The sequence below is a fragment of the bacterium genome, assembly GCA_026416715.1.
In the GTDB taxonomy this organism is placed as follows: Bacteria; UBP4; UBA4092; order JAOAEQ01; family JAOAEQ01; genus JAOAEQ01.
Window position 1 is genome coordinate 12797 of the sequence record JAOAEQ010000005.1, and the last position, 16322, is coordinate 29118.

At 37.3% G+C, this 16322-nt stretch carries 13 protein-coding genes; all 13 read right to left on the minus strand.

The genetic code is table 11. From position 1 onward, the window contains the following. Window positions 1-17 precede the first annotated feature (17 nt). The 13 genes from argB to N3A72_03035 all read right to left on the minus strand — a co-directional run bounded on the left by argB (window position 18) and on the right by N3A72_03035 (window position 16322). Complete coding sequence (gene argB, locus N3A72_02975; protein ID MCX7918573.1) at window positions 18-905, minus strand: acetylglutamate kinase; 888 nt, start codon at window positions 903-905, stop codon at window positions 18-20. 143 nt (window positions 906-1048) lie between these two features. Then, window positions 1049-2473: a B12-binding domain-containing radical SAM protein gene (locus N3A72_02980; GenBank protein MCX7918574.1), complete on the minus strand. Its 1425-nt coding sequence runs from the start codon at window positions 2471-2473 to the stop codon at window positions 1049-1051. 95 nt (window positions 2474-2568) lie between these two features. Next, on the minus strand, window positions 2569-3408 hold the full coding sequence (locus N3A72_02985) for a glycosyltransferase family 2 protein (GenBank protein MCX7918575.1): 840 nt from the start codon (window positions 3406-3408) through the stop codon (window positions 2569-2571). 73 nt (window positions 3409-3481) lie between these two features. After that, window positions 3482-4954, minus strand: a complete 1473-nt coding sequence (locus tag N3A72_02990; protein ID MCX7918576.1) for a hypothetical protein — start codon at window positions 4952-4954, stop codon at window positions 3482-3484. Window positions 4955-4970: 16 nt separating this feature from the next. Then, window positions 4971-6140 (minus strand): Wzz/FepE/Etk N-terminal domain-containing protein, encoded by a 1170-nt coding sequence (locus tag N3A72_02995; protein ID MCX7918577.1) that lies wholly within the window; start codon window positions 6138-6140, stop codon window positions 4971-4973. A 7-nt stretch (window positions 6141-6147) separates the two neighbouring features. Then, window positions 6148-7533, minus strand: coding sequence for a sugar transferase (locus N3A72_03000; GenBank protein MCX7918578.1), 1386 nt, complete (start codon window positions 7531-7533; stop codon window positions 6148-6150). 266 nt (window positions 7534-7799) lie between these two features. Next, complete coding sequence (locus tag N3A72_03005) at window positions 7800-8780, minus strand: NAD-dependent epimerase/dehydratase family protein (GenBank protein MCX7918579.1); 981 nt, start codon at window positions 8778-8780, stop codon at window positions 7800-7802. A gap of 13 nt (window positions 8781-8793) precedes the next feature. Next, window positions 8794-10065, minus strand: a complete 1272-nt coding sequence (locus N3A72_03010; protein MCX7918580.1) for a glycosyltransferase family 4 protein — start codon at window positions 10063-10065, stop codon at window positions 8794-8796. Continuing rightward, window positions 10058-11185, minus strand: coding sequence for a glycosyltransferase family 4 protein (locus tag N3A72_03015; GenBank protein ID MCX7918581.1), 1128 nt, complete (start codon window positions 11183-11185; stop codon window positions 10058-10060). Before N3A72_03015 ends, N3A72_03010 begins: the two co-directional genes overlap by 8 nt. An 8-nt stretch (window positions 11186-11193) precedes the next feature. Continuing rightward, entirely contained in the window at window positions 11194-12645 is a 1452-nt protein-coding gene (locus N3A72_03020) for an O-antigen ligase family protein (protein ID MCX7918582.1), read from the minus strand. Between the two features lie 162 nt (window positions 12646-12807). Then, window positions 12808-13983, minus strand: a complete 1176-nt coding sequence (locus N3A72_03025) for a glycosyltransferase family 4 protein (GenBank protein ID MCX7918583.1) — start codon at window positions 13981-13983, stop codon at window positions 12808-12810. A 118-nt stretch (window positions 13984-14101) separates the two neighbouring features. Then, window positions 14102-15415: a flippase gene (locus N3A72_03030; protein ID MCX7918584.1), complete on the minus strand. Its 1314-nt coding sequence runs from the start codon at window positions 15413-15415 to the stop codon at window positions 14102-14104. A gap of 118 nt (window positions 15416-15533) precedes the next feature. After that, window positions 15534-16322, minus strand: a complete 789-nt coding sequence (locus N3A72_03035; protein ID MCX7918585.1) for a class I SAM-dependent methyltransferase — start codon at window positions 16320-16322, stop codon at window positions 15534-15536.

Genomic DNA, 16322 nt, shown 5'->3' on the forward strand with positions numbered 1-16322 from the left:
CTCGTTATACCTCCTACTTATAATAGTATTTCTGTTCCAATACCTTTTTGGGTGTATATCTCTAATAATACCGCATGCGGAACCCGACCGTCAATAATATGCGTTTTCGCTACTCCAGATTCTAATGCCCGGATGCACGCCTCAATTTTGGGTAACATACCTCCAGAAATAATCTTATCTTCAATCAAAAATTCGATTTCGTTCTTATGAATTGTCGGGATTAAACTCGATTCATCGTTTGGATTACGTAGAATCCCAGGGGCATCAGTTAATAACACTAGTTTTTCTGCGCGCAATGCACCCGCAATCGCTGCAGCAACTAAATCTGCATTGATATTATACCCTCGTCCGGTTTTGTCTGCTCCTAATGGTGAAATAACCGGAATAAAACCATCTTGTGTTAACGCCTGAATAATTTGTGGATTAACCTGGTCAATATCGCCGACAAAACCTAAATCTGGGACATCTTCTTCAGGGATACCACGATGGTTAGTTGGAATAAACTTTTTAGCCTGAATTAAATTCGCATCTTTCCCGCTTATCCCAACCGCAGAACCGCCATGCTGGTTTAATAATGACACTATCTCTTTATTAATCTTTCCAGTTAAAACCATCTCGACTATTTCAATCGTTCGTTCATCGGTATATCGGTGTCCGTGAACGAACTTCGGCTCTAACCCAAGCTGGGTCATAAACTCAGTAATTTCTGGGCCGCCACCATGTACCACCACCGGATTCATTCCAACGTATTTCATCAGAACGATATCTTGCATCGTAGTTTCTTTCAAGTCTTCTTTAACCATCGCGGCTCCGCCATATTTCATAACAATAGTTTTCCCAGAAAATTCTTTGATATATGGCAAAGCTTCTATTAATATATTAGCTTTTTCTATTAACTCTTGCATAGGTCTTCTCTATCATACAATATATCACAATTGTTCAAAAAAAGCTATACAAAATAGTCATTACACAGATTACATTTCGAGTACACAGAGTGATAGTTTTAATCGGTGGAATCGGTTTTGGTTAAAATTGGATAATCGTTATTTCAAAAATCAGAAAACACTTTCAGTCCCGCATGAATTTTCTTTTTTAAATCTTTGACATTCCTAATTCGCATAATTTCTCTACCAAATTGTCTCGGACGGAAATAGAACTGCCGCATCGCTTTCTTCTGTGCTTGTATTAAATCTGATGCGGTAAGATGTTCAGTCCGCATTACTGCGGAACCCTCTTCTTCGAACTGACTCCAATCGTCGGTAATCAGCCAATGGTTATCTTTAGCGATTTGATATAATTCGGTACCAGGAAAAGGTGTGGCGATATGGAAATTAACATAATCCGGATCGAGCTTTTTTGCAAATGAAATTGATTGGTCGATGGTCTCCCAAGTTTCTCCAGGTAACCCTATTATAAAATAGGCAAACGCTAAAATCCCCGCTTCTTTCGTCCATCGAATCGCCTGTTCTGCTTGAGCTAACGTTATTCTTTTTTTCGCTCTATCAAGTATCTCCTGATTACCCGATTCAATGCCATAGGAAATCAATTCACAACCTGCAGCGTGCATTAATTTCAACATTTCAAAATCTACGGTATCAACCCGGCTATTCCCAATCCAACGAAAGTTGAGTTTGCGCATTTGGATCATATTACATAACTCAACTGTCCACGATTTTTTTAAGGTTAATGCATCAGTCATAAAAACAATATTGCGGATATTGTATTGATTAATAACCAATTCAATTTCATCGCAAACATTCTGTACTGACCGCAGTCGAATTTTTTCACCCCAAACCGCGCCTGCTCGACAGAACGTGCATTGATAAGGACAACCACGAGAGGGAATGATCGTAACAAATGGTTCTCCATCGAAAAATGGCATTCGATATTTTTGGTTTGGCAATAAATGACGCGCCGGAAATGGAATGGTATCTAAATCTGAAATTAATGGACGCCGTGAATTGATTTGGATTTGCCCGCTTTTATCTCGAAACGCTAATCCAGAGATTTTACTCCAATCAGCATTAAACTCGTTTGCTAATTCTAATAATGTGTATTCCGCTTCTCCAATAAGAATAAAATCAGCCACGGATGCAGCTAATGATTCATAGGGAAGCACGGTTACATGGGTTCCAGTAAAACCAAGTTTGAGTTTCGAATCCTGAGGTTGAGATTTCGAGATGAATTCAATTACTGCTGCGTCATTATTAAACGTTGGCGTGGTCGTATGAATAACAATCAATTCAGGCGCGAAACGGTTTATCTGGTGCTGTAGTTCAATTATCGTGATACCCTCTGCCATGGCGTCTAGAATTTTACAATCATGACCTGACTGTAGCAATACTGCAGCTAGATATGCTAGTCCCGTTTGTGGCCAGAGTTCACCAGCAATACTCTTTCTTCCGCAACGACCGAGTTCTTTCATATAAATAGTTCCGCTTAAATGCGGTGGATTCAATAATAATATTTTCATAGGATACTCAAACCAGCGCTTCGCATATCCAGGTTGTTATATATCATACGGTATATGACGCGGGATTCATCGTGTCTATGGATTCTCCATTGAGATTACTGAGCACGATGGATAAGAAGGTCGGCTAATAAACCGAGGATAGCGATTTCAACTCCTGTAACCACACAAGTGATCGTTGATACATCCATCAGTGTTCCTAGAATGAATTTGCTATATATCCCAATAAATAATCCAAGTAGGATTAACATGAGACTTACTGGTAAGAATATGCGGATTGGATTAAAATAAACAATAGTCCGCAGAATTAAAATAAAAAAATCAGCGGTATGTTTAATCGGCTTAATTTTTGATTGCCCAATTCGAGTCCGGTATTCTATTGGAACATATTTAACAAAATATCCATTGCAATGCAGCGCTAAGGTTAAAGTTGTGGTAAATGAAAATCCGTTTGGTAAGATGTGCCGGAATTGGTGAATTAAATCTTTTCGAAATACACGAAGTCCGGAGTTTAAATCTGGAATTTGTGTCTCTGCAAGATAATTGGCTAGTTTCGATAGCGTCCATTTCGCTAATCTCCGTGAAGCGGGAATAGTTTTCCGTGCGCCAACAACCATGTCATACTCGTTTCGTTCAGAAATTAACTGTGGGATAGCCTCTACAGGATATGTCCCATCAGCGTCAAGAATGAGTATCCAATCATATTTCGCTTGATTTACTCCGGTTTTAATTGCTGCGCCATATCCTCGATTTTCCGGATGAATGATAAGTTTAACCGGTTTATTTTTCACTATTTCAGCGGTTCCATCGGTTGACCCGTCATCAATTACAATGAGTTCATATTCTTTTCCAGTTAATATGGAATTAATTTCATCAATAACTTTACCGATACTAGCCGATTCATTAAATGCTGGGATTATTATGGTTAACGCTTCCATTTGAACTTATGGTTATCCTTAATTAATATTGTAATCTATTATAAAATATTAAATGTTGTTTATATACACTAATTTATGCTTGTATGAGCTCACGGTTGTCTTCTAGAGAGACAACCCGAACTATATAATATCCTGTGAACAATAGAATCAGTACCGCTACTATCGGTAAACTTTTTATCCATATAGGTAAACTTGATTGCCAAAGTTGCAGGAAAAATAAATCGATTATCCCTTGCCGGACAATTTCCCAATATCCGATTAAACTCGAATGTGCTGGAATATATAATGAATACCATAACGCAGGTACCTGGGTGAGTAACCAGTGATGATAATCCATAAAACTTACGAGAATAGCGGTTATCTGAACAAACATACCAACCGCAGTCAAGAGCACAATCCAAGCCCAGAACAAGGAATGAGGTTTTCTAATATACTTTTCAAATAACGCTAAAACTGGTATCAACAAAAATATATGGATTTGGAATATATGCCGGGGACCCCAACACCATCCACCTGCCCAGCTTTCCCATTTAGCGTAAAATAAAAGATATACTACCGCAATTGCACAGCAGAAGTAAGATTCGTATCGTTTTTCCTGCCAGAATGTTTTCAGTGCGATAAAGAACAAAAGTATCGGTGGCGAAAAAAGAAAAATACTCCTTCCTGAACTGAACAACAATCCATATAACCCATCCAATAACGGATAGCTAAAAGTTAATCCTTCGGATTCGTAGCCGGTTGAAGTTACCGAACCGAACCGCACGTAATTATATAAGGCAACTAATCCGCAAAATAATCCTATCGGGATTAACCAGAAGATTATAGGTCGAACTGCGGATTTAAACCATCGGGATGGAGTAACTGTTGTTAACCCAAACAATAAATATCCTAGATAGAGCGGAACTGTGATGATACTATCGATTCGCGTAAAAATCGCATAGCCAAGTGCACTTCCCGACCAAAGCAACCACCGGAGTTTATTGGTAAGTTTATAGGAATATAAACTATAAAATGCAAATAAGAGTAATAAGGTAGCTAATGGTTCGGAAAAGAAAGTTTTTGCATGTGGCATTGCCATTGTTGCCAGTCCATAGATTAATGTTACCAACAATGCTGCGCGTTTTGTATACCCTAAAACAATCCCAAAATGAAATAATAATAAACAGGTTACAGCGGTCACCACCTGATTAAATCGCGATACCGCTAATCGGGTAACATTTTCATATAGAGTTCTGCCAGGGTACCGAAACACTTGATTCCAATCTGCAGGAATAACCTGCACCAACCCTGTCCCGAAATAATACAATGGTACTGCTAACAACGGTTGACCTAATCCGTAATGACCATAATATCTACCGCTCGCATCCGCTTGCGTGAATCGATCTCCACCGGGGACTAATGGTTGAATTGCAAATCCCTGAAATTGCGCCATACTTTCTGCCGTCCGAAACATTATTTCTTCATCTGGCGAATATAAATGGCCGCCCATGATCAGGGTATAAAACGCAAAGAAGAACAAGAAAATAGCGAGATATAATAACTTCAAAAGGTAAACTCCAAATTTATGTAGTTCGGAAATATTCTCGAGTTACGATAAAGCCTGAGGAAATAAAGAAACCACTAAAAAATGCTATGATAGAAATGACTCCCTTTCTAGGCCATATATGTTGTTCTGGAACAACGGCTTTTGCAAAGATTTTTATATCTTCTACCTGTTCCGCTTTTGCAATTTTTGCTTGTTCTGCTTTTTCTGCTAACATAATATAGGTTTGTTTATATTTATCAACTTCCCGTTGCGCTCGACTAATGAGTGTTTCGCCGGTAACAATTTCGTTCTGCAGTTTCTGTACCTCTTTTTCCAGCTGTTGAATCGTTTTATTGAGATCATGTATCTGAATAGTAAGCATATCAATTCGCTTTTGTATCTGATTTCTTTCATCTGGAGAAAACTGAGGTCCAAGTTTATCTAAAAGATTTTGTGTAGTACTTAGCTCATACAACATACTCGCTTGCAATCCACGATATCCCTGTTCTATCTTTTGTGTTTCAGTCGGTGTATAAACAGAAATAATGGTGGGTTGCTGCGCCCTGAATAGTGACGGAGCTGAATTTCCATCTAACTGCTGCAATTTACCAGCTAATTCGCTCCGTAAGTTTTCTAATTTATATTTCTCTTTGAGCTGTTTGACAATTTCTTCTGCCTGTTTCAGATTCTGTTCGGTGCTATCTAACTGGTTAGTTAATAATTGATATGCACGATCAATTTCCCGTGAACTTAAATGTTCGGTTCGAGCAACGAAAAGTTCTGCCCATTTATTTGCAATCGCTGCTGCGGTTTCTGGACTATCCGATTTCACAGTTAAATATATCACCGGAGTAAATATTGATTTCGGTTGTGATTCTATAACCACTTTTGTATTCATTTTCCGCTGTAATTCTTCGACGGTAATTTTTTTTAACTGTAATTGGTCAATGATTTCCTTAACCAACTCCCGACTTTCTAACAGCGCTTGATAGGTTGGTGCACTAAATGCTGTCGGCTGAACATCAGTCTGAAATTTCGGCGGCATAACCAATAATGTCGCTTTGGCTTCATAAGTTTTCGGGATAAAAAAACTGATAATCAGCGCAATCATTCCACAGAATACACTACAGCCAATAATAAGATGTTTGTATTGCCAAAGAATTTTCCCAACTTGTATGGTATATAAGTTTCCATTTTCACTGGTCATAGATTGATTATCTCGCTCCTTTACCGGTGAGCACTACCCGGATGGTTGAAAATATAATTTTTAAATCTAGCATTAATGAGATATTATAAACGTAAGCTAAATCGTATCGCAACTTGTTTTCTACCGAAGTATCATACCGGCCATGAATCTGGGCTAATCCCGTTAGTCCCGGACGCACTTTCAAACGCCGGGAATAAAAAGGTTCAAATTGATAAAATTTCTTGACAAATTCAGGCCGTTCTGGTCGCGGTCCAACCAAACTCATATCCCCTTTTAGAATATTCAATAATTGTGGGAATTCATCAATTCGTGTCTTTCGGAGAATAGCACCGAATCGAGTTATTCGGGGATCATTTAAAGTCGCTAATACCGGTCCGGTTAAATCTTCTGCATTCTTGACCATGGTACGAAATTTATATAGCATAAATTGTTTCCCATCTTTACCGACACGTTGCTGCCGATAGAATACCGGACCAGATGAAGTTAATTTTATTAAAAGCGCTATGATACAAAACGGGATGAGCAAGACCACTAATGCGCCTAATGAAACTACAATGTCCAGAAATCGTTTTATTACTGGATATACACCAGAAAATGCATGCGATTTGATTTCAATCAGTGGAATACCAGCAGTTTCCTGTAATGTTATCCGACCGACGGTAACTTCATAGAGCGATGGTAGGACTTTCACTTTAACCCGAGCTCCGATATTCTCACATAAAGAAATTAAGCGTAATAAATCATTTGGCGCCACTCCAGTTACCGCAATAATTAGTTCGGTAATTTTCAATTGGGAAACTAATTCATGTAATTTCGATATTTTCCCCAACATAGGCATGGATGGTTCTCCATTCGACGGAGTGATTTCTGCATCAATGATTCCTAATACTTGATGTCCATATTTAGCGTAATCTTTCATTTCGTCCATAATCTCCTGTCCTAACCGACCAGAACTGATAATTGCTACTCGTGAAATAAAACTCCCTCGTGCCCGTTCGATTCGATAATATAAAATTCGCCAACTAGATAATAATACTATCGTCCATAACCAATTGTATAGCAATAATCCCCGTGAAATATTAGCTGTCGGGAAAAAATACGTTCGACTAACTAACATAATGAGAAATGAAAATAACCAGCTTATTGTAACCGCCCAAAAGGTATTATAAATTATGTCGAATGGATATCGATCCTGGTCAAGTTTATATAATTGAAATAGAGCGAGTGTAATTAAATGAATTACAGTGATTAAAGGAGATAAATAGAAAAAAATATTTACGTGAACAGGTTGCGGTACGCCATGAAATTTAGTAAAAAAACCGAGACAGATTGCTGTATGAATTAAAATACAATCTGCAAGGATTGCTGAACTAATGATAAGTTTTTGTTTCATTCGTATGTAGTAATTCTAAGTTACCTATTGGAAAATGTTTCGATATTATTTACACCCACAAGTAATTATACACGTTACATAATATTGAATAACTTTGACCAAACCACGATATGCTTATCTTAGAGTTTATATTGAACCTGATAAATTGGAGTAAATCCCGGTTAAATCGGGCGGAACATATCTAACGCTCGATATACCAATGTGTTACAACTTGAATTTAATTGGGTAACTGTGACTGAACCCATCAACAAAACTGAAGTCATATGCTATTGAATTCTGCCTGCCTTAACCAGTTCATTGTATATCCAGCGATAAGTTATTTCGAGTCCTTGTTCTAACGAAATCTGTGGCTCCCATTGTAACACTTGCCGAAGTCGAGTATTATCACTATTTCTCCCACGAACACCTTGTGGTTTCGTTAAATCGTATCGTTTAGTTATTTTCTTCCCAGCGATTTTTGCAACGATATCTACTAAATCATCTATACTGACTAATCGGTCAGTACCCAAATTCAATGGTTGATGATAATCGGACTGCATTAATCGATAGATACCTTCAACACAATCGTCAATGTAACAATATGACCGAGTCTGTTTTCCATCGCCCCAAACTTCTATTTCGTCAACTGGTTTTGCTAATGCTATTTTCCGGCATATAGCAGCAGGCGATTTTTCACGACCACCTTCATAAGCACCGAGTGGTCCATAAATATTATGGAATCGAACAACATAGGTTTTTAAACCGTAATCTTCATAGTAATGACGGCACGCGCGTTCAGTATATAATTTTTCCCAACCATAACCATCTTCTGCATCTGCAGGATATGCATCTTCTTCTTTGAGTGGGATAACATTCGTATCTTTTTGACGATAGCCAGGATAGATACATGCAGATGAAGTGAAAAAGTATCGGGAAACACCCTGTAATCGCGCTGCTTCTAGCATATGCATATTAATCAGGATATTGTCATAAACAATCTCTGCTTTATGCGTCTCAATGAACCCAATACCGCCCATATTTGCAGCTAGATTATATACCTGGTCGATTTTACGGACTGCCTGTAAACAATTATCCCAACGACGTAAATCTAGCAATTCAAATTCATCCGCTACCGTAGGTTCATATTCTGGCAATTTAATATCAACTCCACGAACCCAATATCCTTTTTGTTTTAAAAATTTCACCAAGTGATGTCCGATAAATCCACCGGCGCCGGTAACCAAAATTTTTTCTAACCGATTTACCATACTGTTTTATCTCCTATTTTATGAATGTGCGTTTTGTTACATTACTAAGTAACGTATGATATGCTTGTACAGCGGTTATTAAATTGTATTTCTTTTCAATCGCATAACGCGCATTATATCGCATTTCATTTAATCTTACCTGATTATTATACAGGGATAAAATCGCATTGAGCAACCCAACTTTATCTCCCGGTTCTACCACAACACCGCAATTCTCCTCTTGGATAACCTTAGCAATTTCCGATTTCGCCGACATAATCGCGATGACGGGAACGCCAGCAGCTAAATAGCCAAAGGTTTTGGAAGGAACAGACAACCCTTCTTGCCCACGAGCTAGTGAAACTAATCCCAAATGCGCACAGGATAATGAGAATCCGAGTTGTGCGCGTTCAACATAGGTATGAAACTGGCAATTGGTTAAATGATTATCTTGCGCAAACTGCTGCATCCATTGTTTATAATGCCCTTCCCCAATAAACAGAAACTCTATATCTGGATACACCTGCAATTCTTTTACGACAGCCATAATTGTTTCCAGATCGTGGTATCGTCCCATATTGCCAGAATAACTAATTACGAATTTATCTTTTAACTTCCACTGGTCAATGTACGGATTCGGTTTTCCGAACGCTTGCTGAATAAGACGGTCGTCACTCCAGATATGGATACGGTGGATTTTATCTCGGTCTTTTAAACCGTGCTGTTCGAACTTCTTAATAATTACTTCTTCCATACATCTACCGATAACTACGATAGCAGTCGCATGACGATATGTAAATTTATTAAACCATTCCCAGAGTTTTGCAACGAAACTATCTTTTTTTAGTACACCAAGATTAATTGCACTATCCGGATACACATCGAAAATCAAATAGATATATGGTTTTCCGAGACCGATACTTTTTAAAATAGCACAACTAACCGCAAGAAATGGCGGATTGGTTAAGACTAAAATCGGTCGTTTGCTGAAATCACACAATAGCTTGATAAAAGTTGAACTTGCATAGGTTATCTGGTTGATAATTCTTCCCCACAAATGCAACTTCGGAAATCGCGTTCCCCAAACCCGATGAATTCTTATTCCTTGATATTCAAGATATTTTGGAATTTTATTTTGTTTTTTTAGAATGGTTACTGGACCACAGATAACTTCGATTTCAACTCCCAATTTTACTAATTCTTCACATAATTCGGTTAACGTCTGCCCAGTAGAAACGAGCTCTGGATAAAATAGTTGACAGAGAACCAATACTTTGATTCGATAATTATTGTTATTTTTATCCATTGACAACCGCTATGTAAGCATCTAAAGTTGTTTTTGCCATTTTTTCCCAGACGAATAATTTTGCCCGTTGATATCCTTTTTCAATCAATTGTTTTCGTAAAACGGGTTGGGTTAGAATAGCATGGATTGCCTCAGCTATTGCTTGGGGGTTTTCCGGATCAATAAGCAGTCCTGCATCACCGATAATCTCGGGTAACGCAGTTCGGTTTGCCGCTATTACTGGACACCCGAATTTCATTGCTTCTACAACCGGGATGCCGAACCCTTCAAATAATGAAGGATGAACTACCAGCTCAGCTAATTGGTATAACCCAGCTAAATCAGGATCACCTATATAACCAAGAATCAATACTCGATTGGGATTGATTTTATACTGTTTTATATGTTCTTGGATTGCTGATAATGATTGTAGTTTTAATCCAACCAAAACCAAATCCACATTGCATTGGTCTGCGATTCGCGCATAAGCTTCCAGTAAACGTTTAAAGTTTTTATGGGGTAAGAGTGATGCAACTGATAAAATAAACGGAGCTTTAAGATTATACTTCGTTTGTATCTTTTCGTTAGACGGTATTGACAATTCAAAGATATCAAACTTCGATGCTGGATAGGTTACGATTATTTTATCTCTCGGTATATTCAATAACATCGCAATATCTTTTTTCGAATATTCTGATAATGTAATAATTCTATCTGCTTTTTTTGCACTTCTCGGAATAAAATACTGCCAATACCATAATCGAAATGTACTAAAGTTTTCCGGATAATATTTATATTGCATATCTGGAATAGTTACAATCGTATGGCTATCTATTGATAATGGTCCAACATATCCTGGTGAATGGAGTAGGTCAATTCGTTCTTTTAGACCTAATTTCGGGAGAATAGCCTGTTCCCAGAAAACCCGAGTTGCTTTTATACGACTGGAGAAATTACATAGTATTCGCTTGAAATTCGGAAGTTTGAAATCAAACGAATCATGATTTTCGCGATTGGTAAAAAGTATATATTCATTTTGTGAATCAATTTTTGTTAAGCCATACAGTAATCCACGAACATAGGTCTCGGTTCCACCGACTTTCCCTGGAAGCAAGAATAAGGTATTAATTCCAATTCGCATAAAAAATATTATTTAAATACCGTTTGTTTAAGTTTAGCTAATTTGTGGATACAAACTAATAACCCAGCAAAAAACCAAAAATGGAGGTTATTTGGGAAACTTTCGAAAGTAACCCCGCCTAAAGCCGAAATGATTAGAATAATTATGCAGGCAAGCAGACCAAGAACGATTGTTTTTTCGAAAGATTCAGGGAGTATTCTGAATAGTCTAAACCCGAAACGCAATATACTTCCTAGTATCCAGATGAATAAAAATAAGCCGAACATTCCCATTTCAATTAGGAGTAATAAATAATAATTATGAGTTAATGTTGCATCAGGTATTTCATAAAGGACTCCGACTGGACCAACCATACCTAACCCAATACCTAATAAATTCGAATCGAGCATCCGCTGGAATAATACCGTCCATTCATCTAATCGTTCCCGAATCGTGATATGGCTGGGGTCAAACGTTGTAATTCGACTGAATAATGCGGTCAACGCTAATGGTTGAATGAAATAAGCTATAACGACTGCAATGCAAGCTATCAGCAGAAATCTAATAATAATTCTCGATTTCCCGGCGAGAAATCCGATAACCAGCGATGCGATAAATACTCCAAGCCAGGCACGTCGCGAGAAAGTAAACACTAAATTTATCCCACCAAAAAATAACGTTAATCCGAGCAAATACCGCCAACTTTTCACTAATTTATTGCGATAAACGAGCGCACCAAGACAGAATCCAACTAACATTGCCATAAATATCGCATACGCATTCGCACTATGTTCATCACCAAACACGGTTAATCGGCCAACAATATGTTCCGGCATGACCTCAAACCAAGTTCCTAATCCAATTTTAGTCGTAAAAATGCGGTATAGCCCCCACAGTGAAAAAAGCAACCCGCTCCACAGGAAAAGTTCAATCGCTTTTTGGATATCCTGCGCTCTGGTTAAAATTGCTATAGTTAAGAGAAAGACAAGAATAAATTCTACAGTAGACCGTAGCCCCCAAAAACCCGCTTTTACCTCTGGACTAACAAAAGTATAGATAAATGCTAATCCAATAAAACATAGTATCGGAATGTAAACTGGATAAAGTTCATTTTCCTTAATCGGTAAACGATATCGTTTATGCACCAGATGTAAACCCCATACTCCTAGTAAACTTAATAACCAGATATCTTTCGGAACGCGAAGTAACGTTTTGGGTATTTCAACTCCGGTAAGTTGGGCAACGAGTTTAGTTTCACTTACTACGATTAAAAAAGGAGCTGATGCAATTAATAGTATTAACCCCGATTCTACATGGTAATACAGGAATATCAGCCAAATAAATGTAACTAGCACCCATACTACTATCCAAGGTTCCAAGTTGACACAAATTGCTGATATAAGTAGCAGTAGAAGTAACCAAAGATAACCTTGCCGGAAATAGGACGATTTTGAAACCGCGATTTCTTTGACGTTGAGCATTATATTTCATCACCAAAATTTTTCGATAATCATCATAAAATAATTATAATACGGAATTTAACCTCTACGATAGGGAAAGAAAAAAATGGCAAATATCAAAATCTAAATTTCAAAATAATGCCGTGTTGAATTCGAATTTTTCAAAACAAAAGGTAACAAGGTTTATTTTGATGGGGATGATAAAAGTTGTCGGTAACAAGTTTCGATTGCAGCGACGTTCTGTTGAATATTAAAATGCTGCTCGAGTCGGTTACGACCTTGTTCTCCAAAGATTTTTCTTAATTCCGGACAATTTAGTAGTGTTTGAATTGCGGTCGCTAATGCTTCTACATCATTTGGAGGAACTAAAATACCAGTTTCATTATCAACAACAATTTCAGGAACGCCACCAACGTTACTTGCAACTACTGGTTTCCAATATAACATCGCTTCAAATAATACGGTAGGTAATGGGTCTGGCATAATTGAACTATGCACGATAATATCAGTCATCTGCATTAATATTGAAATATCGGTTCGATATCCGGTGAAAATCACTACCGATTGTAGATCTAATTGTTTCACTAATTGTTCAAGACACTGCTTATAGCCTCGTTCTCTCTCTTGAATAATATCACCGACAATAAGGAATTTTACTGGGATCTGCGTTCGTGAAATTAGTTTTTTTACTGCGGAGATAAAAATATGCTGACCTTTCCATTGCGCAATTTGACCAAACATACTTATAACAATTGCATCTGGCGGTATATTGAGCTTACTTTTCGTTTTCTGAATTATCTCTTGGGATAGTTGTTTTGCTTGCAAGCAATCCATGCCATTATAGATAACCGTACATTTGTCTCGTGAAACGCCTAATTCAATCAATCTGGTTTTAACAGCGTTTGAAACTGCGATAATCCGCGTTGCTAGACGTCCGGCAAATCCGATAAATTGCCGGTTAAACCAGCAGGGGGTAACGATATCATGCATATGCCAGATTATCGGCCGATGCATTAATTTAGCGGCAAAACCGCTGTATAACATTGCTGTAAACGAATTCGCATGCAGTAAATCTATTTTCTCTTTCTGAATCATGGTTTTCAATTGGGCAGTTGTTTTCCAGAAATTTGGAATATATAGTATTAATCGAATCGGATTATACGAACGTACGAGCAACGGAATTTTAATTGGATAGGTTTTGATTCCAAGTTTAGTTATTTCAGATAACAATGTCCCGTCGGAGGGTGCAATTACGACCGGTTCAAATTTCGCTCGGTCAAGATGCGAAAGCAAATTCAATAGCACTCGTTCAGCTCCACTAATTTTTCCAACATGGTTTATATACAGTATACGTTTCATTTTTTTGTAGAGTTTAGAACCAAATATTTTTTGTTATTGTCGGGTTAGATCGAACGAACCTATCAAGCCTCGTACGATCTAACCATAGTATTTCTTGCCATGCTCCGTTCACTCTAACCTATTTCCTGTTAAATATAATGTTTTTCATATAATGAAAATCAATAAATAACGGGCGAATGTTGAATTGTTTGTTTAAAATAATCCAATAGATCAATAAAACTGAAGCAGAAGTAATCAACGAAGTTATTGCTGCACCGAAAACGCCAAGTTTAGGAATTAATGCTAGATTAACCAGGATATTTATCACTGCGCCAAACCAGGTTAATTGCGCATTCCATTCTGGTTTTCCAATTCCATTAAATACACTTGCAGCAATCCGATAAAATGGATGCAGCAAACCCCAGAACGCAAACACTCGCACCAAACTTGCTGCCTCTTGATATTTTTCGCCATAAAAAACTCGGAGAATAAATTCAGGGAAAAAAAATAAAATTAATGTTACTGGGATAGCTAACAGAAATAAGAACCCTGATGCGGTTTCGTATATTTTCCGAATACGTTCCCGACTGATTTCTCCTAAAGACAAATCAATCTTCGCACTTTCTGGAAATACAATTGCATTCATTGAATCATTTATCACGGTCGCAAAATTCGTGAATAAATGCGCGATATTATATACCGCGATGCTCATCGGACTAACCATAAAATATGCCAGCATAAATAAATCTATTTTCGAATAGATTTGGACTCCGGCGCTATTGATAAACGAATAAGATGCAAACCGAGTAATACGTTTAAGCCATTCTATTTGTAGCTGATTTTTGAATTTTAGATACTCCCGTGCAAACCATAGTCCGGGAATTGAACTGATAAAATAACTTAATGCAACAATCCAGATAACTTCAATCCCGTTGGATAAATGCCCGGTAAGTTTGAAAAGAGTCAGAAAAAAAACAAAGTTACCTAAAACAAAACAATCAGTCCAAAAAACCTGTTTCAACTTTTGTTTTGCAATCAGAAGTTGGCGAATGAAATAATTGCATAATACTGCAAAAAGGATTAACGGTACCCAACGTAATAGAATCGCTAATCGTGGAACATGGAATATTGTCGCGATACCTTCGGAAAAGAAAAACAAGATACTTGATGAAAATATCGTCAGAATGAATTTAAGCAATAATGAATGGAAGTTTACGAGTGGAAGCTCAGAATCATCTTTCTCTGCAGCGTATTTGATTAGCGCCTGCCCAATGGATAAATCACCAAACAAAATTAAAAAGACACGAATACTATCGCACAGAACCAGTACTCCATATTCTTCTTTTGGAATACTGCGTACTACCGTAATAACATAAACGAAAGAAAACAATGCTATGATGATACTATCTAAAATCGCATAAACACTACGATGTATATATACATTAATTTTCATCGGATTATATCCAAATTAATTTAACGCTATGGATTCTTATAGGCATAAATAACCATTCGATTTTGTCTATGCAGAACTGCTGCGACCAAATTACATAATCCTAGAATGAAAAAATTTACTATTTTTTAGGTAATGATTTTTTAAGGTTGTTTTTTGCCAATAAAATTCTAAATGGACTTTCGATTTGTTCAATGTGACGAATAGAAAAACCCATTTTTTCAAGAATCATACGGATATTCTTTTTATTAAAAACATACCAATGGCCGTATTTAGTTCCATACATGGTATTGGCATAGGTTATTTTTCCCATAGATAGTTTATAGATGAACCGATGGAAACTATGAATTAAACTGTCTTCACTTGGTGTTTCAATAACTAATAACCCATCTGGTTTAATCCAATCAGCGATCTGTTGCAGGGAATGAACCGGTTCCGAAAGATGTTCTAAAATATTAAACATGGTTACAACATCGAAAAATTCTTTGGGAAACTCCGCTGAATGTACCGATGCCACTTGAATCTGAATGTCAAATTGCTTTTTAGCAAACTCCGCTGCATACCGACTTATATCAACACCATAGCATACCCATCCATGCTGTTTCGCGACATTAAGAAAATATCCGAAACCACATTCAACATCAAGTACCGTTTTGCCGTTAGTTTTTTTCAAACGTTCAATTTTTTTTAAGCGATTTATAAAAGTGCGGTCGAAAATTTCACGGTTTAATTCATAGATATCCTCATGCCCACCATAGTGTTCAATGATTTCTTCTTGGAACGTACCGTTTACATAGACCAATCCACAGTGAGGACATTCAACAACTAGCTTACCGGGAATACTATACAAGGGATGTGGCGGATATTTCTCATTGTCTTGACAAATACAACATGGTTTAATATACATCAT

Bases quoted from the DNA above. Each gene is read 5' to 3' on its own strand.
- N3A72_03000 (MCX7918578.1), bottom strand. From the start codon at position 7,533: ATGAAACAAAAACTTATCATTAGTTCAGCAATCCTTGCAGATTGTATT.
- N3A72_02995 (MCX7918577.1), bottom strand. From the start codon at position 6,140: ATGACCAGTGAAAATGGAAACTTATATACCATACAAGTTGGGAAAATT.
- N3A72_03030 (MCX7918584.1), bottom strand. From the start codon at position 15,415: ATGAAAATTAATGTATATATACATCGTAGTGTTTATGCGATTTTAGAT.
- N3A72_03010 (MCX7918580.1), bottom strand. From the start codon at position 10,065: ATGGATAAAAATAACAATAATTATCGAATCAAAGTATTGGTTCTCTGT.
- argB (MCX7918573.1), bottom strand. From the start codon at position 905: ATGCAAGAGTTAATAGAAAAAGCTAATATATTAATAGAAGCTTTGCCA.
- N3A72_02980 (MCX7918574.1), bottom strand. From the start codon at position 2,473: ATGAAAATATTATTATTGAATCCACCGCATTTAAGCGGAACTATTTAT.
- N3A72_03025 (MCX7918583.1), bottom strand. From the start codon at position 13,983: ATGAAACGTATACTGTATATAAACCATGTTGGAAAAATTAGTGGAGCT.
- N3A72_02985 (MCX7918575.1), bottom strand. From the start codon at position 3,408: ATGGAAGCGTTAACCATAATAATCCCAGCATTTAATGAATCGGCTAGT.
- N3A72_03015 (MCX7918581.1), bottom strand. From the start codon at position 11,185: ATGCGAATTGGAATTAATACCTTATTCTTGCTTCCAGGGAAAGTCGGT.
- N3A72_03020 (MCX7918582.1), bottom strand. From the start codon at position 12,645: ATGCTCAACGTCAAAGAAATCGCGGTTTCAAAATCGTCCTATTTCCGG.
- N3A72_03005 (MCX7918579.1), bottom strand. From the start codon at position 8,780: ATGGTAAATCGGTTAGAAAAAATTTTGGTTACCGGCGCCGGTGGATTT.
- N3A72_03035 (MCX7918585.1), bottom strand. From the start codon at position 16,322: ATGATGTATATTAAACCATGTTGTATTTGTCAAGACAATGAGAAATAT.